Source organism: Pseudoalteromonas arctica (assembly GCF_012927645.1).
GTDB classification, from domain to species: domain Bacteria; phylum Pseudomonadota; class Gammaproteobacteria; order Enterobacterales; family Alteromonadaceae; genus Pseudoalteromonas; species Pseudoalteromonas arctica_A.
Window position 1 is genome coordinate 76,971 of sequence record NZ_JABBMT010000011.1, and the last position, 11,253, is coordinate 88,223.

Genomic DNA, 11,253 nt, shown 5'->3' on the forward strand with positions numbered 1-11,253 from the left:
GCGACATTAGTCTAATACAGCAGTGAAACATTAAATTCCTTATATATATCATATAAATATGTTTTTTTTATAATACTCATAAAATTGACAGCTCAAAATAGTGAAAACTTCTGGTATGGTGTGCATAACATAATAGAAATTGAATAAAATATGACTGCTGCACTGATTTTTGTCGCTTTAGCGTATATTGGCATCTTGTTTTGGCTTGCGATCTGGGGCGATAAAACTACACCACTGGCCAAACGAATTAGCCACCATCCTTTTGTTTACTCTTTTTCGTTGGGTATTTATTGCACCTCATGGACTTACTATGGCTCTGTGGGCACAGCTGCCACCAGCAGTTGGAGCTATTTACCTATTTTGCTTGGCCCTGCATTATTGTTTTTTTTCGGACAAGGTTTTTTACGCAAACTAGTGCTGGTCAGTAAAAAGCAAAATATCACCACCATTGCTGATTTTATCTCTGCCCGTTATGGTAAGCGCCAAACCACAGCTATTATGGTGACAGTGATCGCGTTACTAGCAACCATTCCTTATATCGCCTTACAGTTAAAAGCACTGAGCAACAGCTTCTTACTACTACAAAGTGACAATAAAATATCGGGATCAATGGTCGCACTATCTGCCACTTTGATCATGGCGATATTTGCGATTTTTTTTGGTACTCGTAAAGTTGATGTAACCGAATACCGCTCGGGATTAATGCTTGCGGTAGCATTTGAATCAATGATCAAACTACTGGCATTAATTGCAGTGGCGGCTTTGGCGGTGTACACCTTGTATAACTTACCCAGTACCAGTGAATTACAAGTTAAAAAGTCGCTGTGGCATCACTGGGGCAATTTTAACTTTTTGAGCTTTAATTTTATTGGCCAATCATTGATGTCCGCTGCTGCCATCATCTGTTTGCCACGACAATTTCACGTTACTGTGGTTGATAACCAAGACAAACGCCACCTATTTACCGCTCGTTGGACTTTTACCCTCTATTTATTGCTAACTGCAGCAATGATTTTACCGATTGCTACCGCGGCGATTCATCCACAGATCGGCAATAGTTTTTCACCCGATAGTTTTGTATTGGCACTGCCATTAATGAATAGCAATGTTTTACTTACCACGTTTGTGTTTATTGGCGGAATATCCGCAGCGACGGCGATGATTGTGGTTGCCACTTTGACCCTAAGCACCATGATCTCAAATGATGTAGTATTACCGCTGATGCTACGTCGTAAATTCAAACGTAACCTGATCACTAGCAGTTATAAGCCACAAATATTACTGGTAAGGCGTTTTACCATCGCTGGTATTTTGATCTTATCGTATTTTTATCAGCAATGGTTTGGTCACGGCAAAGCACTTGCCAGCATGGGGTTAGTTGCATTTTCTTTGGTAACACAATTATTACCCGCTATTGTGGGCGGCCTATACTGGCGCAAAGGCCATGCTTATGGTGTGTATGCAGGTTTATTAGCAGGATTGATTTGTTGGATATTATTTTTAATGCTACCTATCTTAGATACAGGCAATACACTTGACACCGAACTACAACAAACTCTTATTACCCGCGGTACACTGATCGCTTTATTTGCTAATATCGGCTGTTATATTAGTTTTTCATTGGGAGCTGATGAGCGGCTAATTGATAAAATTCAAGCAGCAGCATTCGTTAATCCCAAGGAGCAAGCTGTACTTGCAAGACGTTTAAACAAAAACGTAAAAGCCACGGTATACGATTTTAAAGTACTGTTACAAACCTTTTTAGGAGTCCACCGTAGCCAACAAGTATTGACGCATTTTTCACTGACTCACCAACTCGGAAACAATAACGCTCACCCTGATCCTGAGTTTATAGCTTACTGCGAACGCGCCTTGGCCGGTGTATTAGGTGCCTCTTCTGCGCAAGCGCTTATTCATACTGTAGCATCGGGTAAACGCATGGCATTTGAAGAAGTGGTTAACTTTTTTGATGAAACAACGCAAGCACTACAGTTTAACCAAAATCTGTTGTTCACCTCTTTAGAGAACCTCAGCCATGGTATTTCAGTAGTTGATAAAGAGCTTAATCTTGTTGCGTGGAACAAGCGCTACGCAGAGATGTTTAATTACCCTGAAGGATTTTTAGAGGTAGGCCAACCGATTGAGCAAATTATTCGTTACAATGCCCAGCGCGGTGAATGTGGCCCTGGTGAAATAGAACGACAAGTAGAAAAGCGCGTGCAACATTTAAAAAATGGCAGTTCGCATCACTTTATCCGTCACCGTCGTAACGGCCTAGTGTACGAAATGACCGGTAACCCACTGCCTGATGGCGGCTTTGTTACTAGCTTTTCAGATATTACCACTCACATTGCCACGCAAAATGCACTTGAAGAAGTAAATATGGATCTGGAGAACCGCATTGAAGCGCGCACCCAAGAAATACGTACTATCAATAAAGATCTTGAAGCTCAAATAGAAAGCCGCGTACAAACAGAGCAAGCACTTACTTTAGCGAAACGAGAAGCAGAGCAAGCTAATGACAGTAAAACCCGCTTTTTAGCATTAGCAAGTCACGATATTTTACAACCACTCAATGCCGCCCGTTTATACCTTGCTGCGATAGATGAAAAATCCCTCGCTGATAATAATATCAATAACTTCGAAAAGCTCAGCGCCAGCCTCGATTCAACCGTGCATTTAATGTCAGCATTATTAGAAATTGCCAAACTTGAACAAGGTGCAATGACCCCAAACCCGCGCCACTTTAGTATTGATGATATCCTCGCTCCACTGCGCAGTGAATACGCCATTTTAACAAGCGAAAAAGGCCTTAATCTCACAGTGCGCAGCGGACCGTATATTGTCCACAGTGATATCACCTATCTACGGCGAATTGTACAGAACTTAGTCTCAAATGCAGTTAAATACACCGATACCGGTAAAGTATTAGTGGCATGTCGTAAACGCAAATATCACTTACGCATTGAAGTATGGGATACTGGCCCTGGCATTAGTGCAGTAGAGCAAGCAAAGATATTTAACGACTTCTACCGTGTAGAAGCCTCTGACAACAAAGGAGTTGGCCTAGGCCTTAGCGTAGTAAAACGTATGGTTGATTTACTTTCAATCCGCTTAGAGGTACGCTCAACACCACAAAAAGGTAGCTGTTTTAGTATCGAAATACCCTATGGTGAAAGCCAGTTTGTACAACAAAAGCTCGCAACCAACAGCTTATTTGAAGAGCGTTCTGCTATGAACATCATCGCCGTTGACGATGACCCTGAAAACCTCAATGCTATGGCCAGTTTATTACAAAAGTGGCAAGCTAACTATCAGCTGTTTGACCAAGTTGAAAGCGTGCTGAAGTACGCACATGGACACAACGCACCGGATGTAATATTAATGGATTACCAGCTAGGCCATGAACACGATGGCATTACGTTAATTACAGCCCTGCGGGAAATTTGGCAAACCAATGTGCCAGCAATTTTAATCACCGCAGTACGCGACGTAAAGCTAAAACAAGCCACTAAAGCCGCTGATATTCATTACTTGTCTAAACCAATCAAGCCAGGAAAATTAAAAGCACTGCTTAATCATAGTGCATGAGGTGTTAAGTAAAAGATTAAAACAGATTGGCGTTAAACACTATAACTAAGTACACCCAACAATCTTATTGGGTGTACTGTTTGAGTTAAATTACCCAGCTGGTACTTTATTCCTGAGCTTTTGGAACAGCCAACTTAGGCCGACCAGAGATAACCCTAAACCAATAAATGATATCGCTTTGAGTAAGCCTGTCAGGCTTGCCATATCAATTAAGAATACCTTCACGATAACCGCGCCGAGAATGCCTAAACCGACTTTCTGTAGTAGCAATTGTTGTTTTAAATGCCCGGCAGTGACCACTAGTGCGCCAAGTAATAACCAAATGATCGAATAACTGTATAGCTCGGCGTCACTGGTCGCTTTATCAAGATAAATGAACCCGCCTTGCCAATATTGGCGGATCAGTGTGTTGATAGCTAACACTGCTAATAAGCCTGATACACCTAGTACTATTTGGCTAAACTTAGCATTAAGTGGTTTAACTAATTTAACCAACCACAGTGTAAGTATACTTGGCACTAGCCAGGTTAATAACAGCCAATTAAATAATGGTATTTCACCAATGTAAAGGTGTATAAAGAGTGGGTTTTCATGTAATGCTGTACTTATCAACAACAAGCCAGCAAGTCCCGTCAGTGCCCCCCCTGCAATTCGGTAAAGTTTTCCCAGTTGCCCTGCGCTGTGTGACCGATGCAGGTAAACGCAGCCAAGTGCTAACCAATTACAACTGAGTAATACCTGCTCATAAAAGCTTAAAGAGAAAAGCTGTGGATAATGCCCGACTAGTTGATAACTGGTTTCAGTGGTGATAAATAATGCTAAACAATGTAATGCAGCCCCTTCGAGCCAAATTTTCATATCTGTTTGTTGCCACTGTTTTGCGGCAAACCAAAATAACCCAACCGCTAATGGATACACAATTGCGCTCCAATGCGTTGCAAATATAGTTAGATCAAAATAATGTGCAGTCCATGGTGCAAAGGTTAGCCTTGCCAGCACCACAGCCACCAGCACTTTAATAGGCCAATACGGCATAGGCATAGCATGGCGTTTCACCAAATAACTAATAACCAACACTTGAGCAGCCAGTGCGAGAGTTAACCCGCTATCGGCTAATAACATAGTTAAACAAAGGGTTATATTGGCATTAGCGCCAACCCAATAACTAAACTGCTGCCATTGTGTGTGAGCTGTTTGTGCGCGTTTAATTAATACACCACTCGTTACTAGCAACAATACAGTCCATAGTGGATACGCAACACCTAAGCCTTGCTCGGGTGTTATGGTGTAGAGCGTTGCAATCAAGGTAAACACACTAAACGCAGCGACTAAATGAAAGCTTAAACGTTTATAATATCGCGCGCCAAAATAAAGCCCGTATAGACCAAGGCCAACCGCAAGTAATAGCCCTATGCCATACATTTGCCTAAATACAAACAAATGATCGTTGCTATCAACACTATAACGTTGTTGGCTGAGAACTAATAACACCGCAACTACTAGCGCCACACCTTGCCAAAGATCCCAACGACTATTTTGCAGCACTAAAAATAACAGCATGAGAATTAAACACACCATCACAATTTGCCATTGTAAGCTCACCGCCTCTGTCACTATCGTCAGCAGTAAAGGAATTACTATTGCTAACAATAACGGGTGATCCGGCTGTAATTTTAATAATCGCTGTAAACTATGCGGACGATATTCTAATAAACGTAAAGTTAAGCCTAATCGTGCAATGGCAATTAAACCTATAATCGATAGCAGTGCAAAACCACCAACTAGCCAATATTGCTGTGCGTTGATCACACTCAGTGCTACCCAATACCAGCCAATATGCCCAGCCCAAAGTAAATACCACAACCAATTACGTTTTACCTTTTGTGCCACTAATACCGTTGCAAAAGTAACAAAGCCAATGTACATCAGTAAAGCAGCTAAATTACCGCTGCCAGTATTAACCCAAATCGGCACGCTGTAAGCGCCAACGATGCCAAGCACTGCCAATAAGGGCCCTAAACGCAGCGCCATAGAACTTGCCATCAGTGCAATAACTGCCAGCATCACAAACGCCGTGGTTGGGCTTAACATCGCATAACTTGAGTAGGCAAGTAGCGTTAATGCAAAACAGCTAATAAACCCGCCACCTGCAAGTGCTGCAGGTACGTAATTATTAAAGCCTTCAAAAACAATACCTTTTCTATGCAAATACTCGGCACTAGCAATTAATACAACACCAAATAAGCCCCCAAAGGTGAGTCGTAAGCTTGGTGATAACAAGCCAGCATCAAGACTGTATTTTGCTAAAAATATCCCACCAAAGGCCAGCGCGACGCCGCCAATCCAAGTCATCCAATTTTCTTGGAACTGTGTTTTTAATTTACTAAAGAAAATATCAATAACTGAAAGAGAAGCTTGTTTCTGGTGAGAAGTCGTTTTTACAATCGATGTGGTGCTTGCATAATTTTTTGCTGGTAGTGGCTGATGTAAAGCCACCTCAACTTGATTTGATCGTTCTAGCGCAACTGGGGGCGCTGCTTGCGGCTCAGTTATATCAGCAGCAATGTCTCGTGGCACTTGATGCTGCCCGATTTTATCTGCCATGACTCCACGCAGTTGTTTTTTTAACATCGCAATATCTTGCTTTAACGTACTTATTTGTATTAAAGCAATAAGGCCAGCTATAGAGCCTGCGACTACAACTAACGATAAAATGATTATGAGCCCTAAAATATCGTCCATTTTTCAATCCTGACTGCTTTTGATACTTCCTTATAACGTAAAGTGTATTGAAAATACACCCAAAATCTCAGCCTCGCTATAGCGAGGCTGAGATTACAGTAAGGTTATTCTACTGAATCAGTAACAGTGCGCTCTAACGTCATTTTATAGCCAGTGCTGCTTGTTTCATCATGCTCAATAATTAATATGTAGTTACCTTCTTGGCTCAAGTCCATATCGCCTTGTTGCATAAGTACAATTTTCTGACCATTATCTTCATAAAGCACATAAGTGGTGTAAATTTCATTATCAACTACTTGGTCTTCTTGGTCGTATCGATCGAGGCCATCAATAATATTTTTAGCATCCTCAACTGTTTCGCCATTGAGGGTAAATACTACATCAACTTCGCTAATATCTAGCCCTGCGTAACTGTCTATTAAGTTAACAACTGTCACTTTGTGACTATAGCTACTTGGGGTTAAGCTTTCTTTTACCGTCATCATCCGTGGGCCGTACTCTTTATCATTGTAAAAAATACCAACGTTACTTTGTTCACGTTCCAGGGTAAGTAAAAAATTATCTACAATTATATTACCCGCCTCATTAAGCATCGCAATACTGTAACTGTTTGGATCAAGCTCAATGTAGTTTGAGTAGCTGTCATTAGTGATAACTTGAGTAGGGCTGCTTACGCCACCCCGCGTTGCATTAAAGCTAATTTTCGGGTAATCATCAATGGTATTGATAAAACGCGCTTGCCCTTTGGCATTTTGATGTTTTAGCGTAGTTACGGTATTACTTGCAGTAACGAGATCTAACGTAATACCATTTTCCTCAGTCGCGTAACTTGGGCGGATCATGGCAACATAACTGGCATCATCATCAAGATGGATCGACGATGACTCAAATAATACATCAGTACTACCACTTTGAGTTAAATACAGTGTGTAATATCCTTCATCAATGCTTTGTAATGCTAGTTCGTTTAAATACTGTGGTGATGCAATTAACTCTGCGGTTTCAAATAAGCCATCATCATTTGCTAAATACACATCAAAACTAATATTTTCTCCTACAATATTAAAAAAACCTAAGTTAACAACATCTTCATCACTGCCTGTTGGCACACTTAACTCACTAAATGTTGGCTCTGCAAAATCGCCATTCATCACCCATAATTGGGTCATGTCGTCTCTTACCGAAACATCTTTTTCACTGATCGTTATATAACTGTCATTTGCATCAAGGTACTTAAAGTTCACTTCGTAATCATTAGAGCTGTAATTATGGCGAGTCGTAACGCCACCAAAATCAGCGCCTGTGCGCTCCGTATCTTCGACAAATAAACGAGTAAACGGGCTATTATATGAACCATTATATAATTGAATATAACCACTTTTACTCGAGCTTGAGTCACCCCCAGAGCAAGCAGTAAGAGTTGTAAATAAAGAGGTTATTAGTGCAGTTTTAAATAACGGGCTACGCATGGAATCAATTCCTTATTGTTAATAGTTTCAATTTGACCATTAAAAAAAGCAATAATTCCATGATTTACAAAGCATTACCTCCATTTGCAAACAGTCACATAATCGTGAATAAAAGTACAAATATGTAAAAAAACGTACAAAATCACATATTAAAATAACAAATTCATCGTGAGAGCGATAATCCTCTAACCAATTAACAAGCTCTGCGGCAATAAACTATTGCTTTTTCACTCTCTCTTGCGGTGTCATCACTGCTGCGTTTGTTACTTTTAGCTGGGCAACCAACCGCTGCTAAACATGCAGTTAGTGCAATATATAAAATAGTTTTATTAGCCTCAACAATGAGCCTACTGTTAAGCAGGCTCATATCTTTACCTTAAAAAGAAGAAAGCGTAAAACCTAGTTCAAATGTACGGCCGTAAGATTCGTACTGGTAGTTGTAACGTTTTTCGCCGTGGTACAAGTACATTGGCTCATCTGTTAGGTTAGTGGCATTGAAATACACATTCATATTATCGTTGAAATAGTATTTGCTGCTAAAGTCCAGCTGCATGTGGCTATCTTCATAAACCGCCATATCAGCATCATCAAACTGGAAGCTCTCACTCTTATATGATGCGCTTAAACGAGTGCTAATAGCATGATTTTCAAAACCCACAATGATATTTGCTACTGTGTCTGCTTGGTTTGGTAATTTTTCATCCGCATCAATAAAGGTTCCGTTTGCACCAAGCACAAATCCTGATTTAAAGGTTTTGTTCCAGTTTAACTCGATCCCCGTTAGTGACGCTTTACCGCCATTAACCATTTGCACAACTTCGTCAAAACCATCCCAATCACCGTTATCTTGTACTTCTTGCTGAATAATAAAGTTGTCGATGTCTTTATAGAAAACACCAGCAGATAACACCCCAATTGAACCAGGGTAATATTCAATTGATGCGTCTAAGTTCATTGATTCATACGGGTCTAGATCTGGATTGCCAACTTCAGCTTTACGTTCTGTAACCATTACGCCTTCATCTTCAACTGTTTCAGTTTCAATTAATTGGTAAGCGGCTGAATCGCTAAAGGTTGGCCGCGCGATGGTATTGGTGTAGGCAAAACGCGTTACCAATTTATCGCTGATGTTATAGCGTAAATTTAAACTTGGTAAAAAGTAGTCATAATCTTTACTTACTTGCCAAGGCGTGGTGGTAACCGTCTCTGTATCACTTACTTTATCAACTACTAAGTTAACTTGGTTACCTTGCGTTTCAAACTTAGTTCCTTCATAACGCACACCCGCGACAACATGTAACTTATCTATATCCATGCTGACCATCGCATAAGCGGCGGTAATATCTTCATTACTGACATAACTTTGGCCATCAGACTCAATTTGCGACTCATTACTATTGAAAGCAAACGCTTCTTTATTTTTTCTCACAAAGGCTTGAATCGCGTCGCGATCAAGGCCCGGTCCAAAACTTCCCAAATCAAAGTCAGGTGCAGGCGCTGCAAAGTCACTACCAAGAGCACCTAAAAAGTCGCCATCATAAATAGCAACGTTTACATCATTACGTTTTTCGCGATTTTGATGTTTAAAACCAAACTTAAATTCGCCATTATTATTTTGCCATACAAAATCACGGCTGAAGTCGAGTTTTAAGCTAAGCGCTTCATCTTCACTAAGGTTTTTGGCTGCTTCAATTTTATCCATCTCAAACAGGCTTAAATCGTGAGCATTAGTCGATTGGCTTAATAATGGTGTGTCAACGCGTGCAAGGTAGCCCATATCAATATCTTTACCAGCAAAGGTCACATCTAAGCGGTTTGGCTCTTTTTCTGCTGATTTAGAATAACCAACATTATATTCAACAAACCAATTATCTAATTGATTTTCACCACCGAGTACCAGTGAAAGAATGCTTTGTTCTTCATAACGGTCTTTGGTATCGCGGTCCATTTCTGCACCACTAAAGTTTGCACCGCTCTCGTTGCTATCTAATAGTTTGCCATCGCTAAACTTATACTCATTACGTTGGCGATACTCATCATCAGAAAAAGCACTATATAGCGTGCGTAAATAATATTTAGCAGTGGCACCGCTGTGTAAGTCTAAATTAAGTGCTGCACCTAAACGCTCACGGGTAATTTGATAGTGGCGTTGCTCAATTTCTTCCGCACCAAATAGTGAGACCTTGTCGCCGGTTGCTGCATCTTCAACATCAAATTCACTCCAACCACCGTCGGTCTCCATATTACGTGAACCAAAATCACGCTTAAACCACGATATTGCCGTTGCTACACCAAGATCAAGGTCACCATCAAGTTCATAAACATTGGTGTAACTACCTGAAAGCTTAGGGCTAGTTTTTGACTCTAGTTCGTTATAGGAGCCCTGTGCAGTAAAACTATAGCTCTCACCTGCTTTATCAAAGGCACTCAAGCTTTTTACTTCAACAGAGCCACCAATAGCACTGGCATCCATGTCTGGGGTAACTGTTTTACTTACTTCTAAACTTTGAATTAGTTCACTTGGCAATACATCCATTGCCACAGAGCGAACACCCGCCTCAGGCGACGGCACATTTAAGCCATTAACCGTAACGTTGTTTAAATTAGGATCAATACCGCGAATACCAACAAACCGCCCTTCACCTTGGTCGCGAGCGATAAAAATACCCGGTAAACGCTGTAATGCTTCTGCTGCGTTTTGATCAGGGAACTGGCCAATCGAGTCAGCACTGACTACCGATTTTAAATTAGTAGCGTTTTTTTGACGATTAATTGCGCCTGCTTGACCGGCACTTTGGCCATAAACAATGATATTGTCGATGGCGTCTTGTTGCGCACCAATAATAATTTGCTGGGTGAAAACTTGTGAATCAACCACCGTAATTTTTTGTTCTACCGATGCTGCACCAATGTAGTCAACCACTAGGGTGTAATCACCCGCTGGTAACTTATTAAATGAGAAAGAACCATCGCGGTTACTTACCGTATTTAAGTTTAGCTCTTTAACCGATACTTTCGCGCCGCCAAAATACACACTTTGGCTGGCATCAGTGATGCGACCTTGCACACGACCATCCGCTAAGGCTGGGGTCGCATATAAAATACCACAACACGCTAATGCAATACTCGATTTGATAAAAGGATTCATAATTGTTCTCTTGGTTGCTGCTAATGATTTTGATTGTTTACTTGGCCACACTTGGCTCGCTGCAACACCCTAAGCGGCAATCATGAAAAAAATATGTCAGTACCCATTACACCCCAGATAATTAACCGTTGTAAGCGCATTTTTAGCCGTTAAATACGGTGAAATGAGCTAATTTGACCCCCTGCTTTTATGGTTTTTCAATTCAAAAATCAACAATAATCCGTTTAAAAAGTTGCCACCGTAAAAAATATGTCATCACTGTGAGCTAATCTGACCCTAGTGGTGTGTAAGCTGTTTGCTTAT

General features: G+C 40.9%; 5 protein-coding genes. 1 reads left to right on the forward strand and 4 read right to left on the reverse strand.

The genetic code is table 11. From position 1 onward, the window contains the following. The first annotated feature begins 150 nt into the window (after positions 1-150). Positions 151-3,591, forward strand: coding sequence for a PAS domain-containing hybrid sensor histidine kinase/response regulator (locus HHO47_RS09335; protein ID WP_169020052.1), 3,441 nt, complete (start codon positions 151-153; stop codon positions 3,589-3,591). A gap of 90 nt (positions 3,592-3,681) precedes the next feature. Here the strand turns inward: HHO47_RS09335 and HHO47_RS09340 are convergent, their stop codons facing one another. The 4 genes from HHO47_RS09340 to HHO47_RS09355 all read right to left on the reverse strand — a co-directional run bounded on the left by HHO47_RS09340 (position 3,682) and on the right by HHO47_RS09355 (position 10,950). Continuing rightward, a complete protein-coding gene (locus HHO47_RS09340; protein WP_169020053.1) occupies positions 3,682-6,333 on the reverse strand; it encodes a DUF2339 domain-containing protein in 2,652 nt (883 codons plus the stop codon). A gap of 104 nt (positions 6,334-6,437) precedes the next feature. Continuing rightward, positions 6,438-7,802, reverse strand: coding sequence for a hypothetical protein (locus HHO47_RS09345; RefSeq protein WP_169020054.1), 1,365 nt, complete (start codon positions 7,800-7,802; stop codon positions 6,438-6,440). A gap of 193 nt (positions 7,803-7,995) precedes the next feature. Then, the gene (locus HHO47_RS09350; protein ID WP_169020055.1) at positions 7,996-8,169 is read right to left on the reverse strand and encodes a hypothetical protein; all 174 of its coding nucleotides are present in this window, start codon (positions 8,167-8,169) and stop codon (positions 7,996-7,998) included. A 9-nt stretch (positions 8,170-8,178) separates the two neighbouring features. Further along, on the reverse strand, positions 8,179-10,950 hold the full coding sequence (locus HHO47_RS09355) for a TonB-dependent receptor (protein ID WP_169020056.1): 2,772 nt from the start codon (positions 10,948-10,950) through the stop codon (positions 8,179-8,181). Positions 10,951-11,253 lie beyond the last annotated feature (303 nt).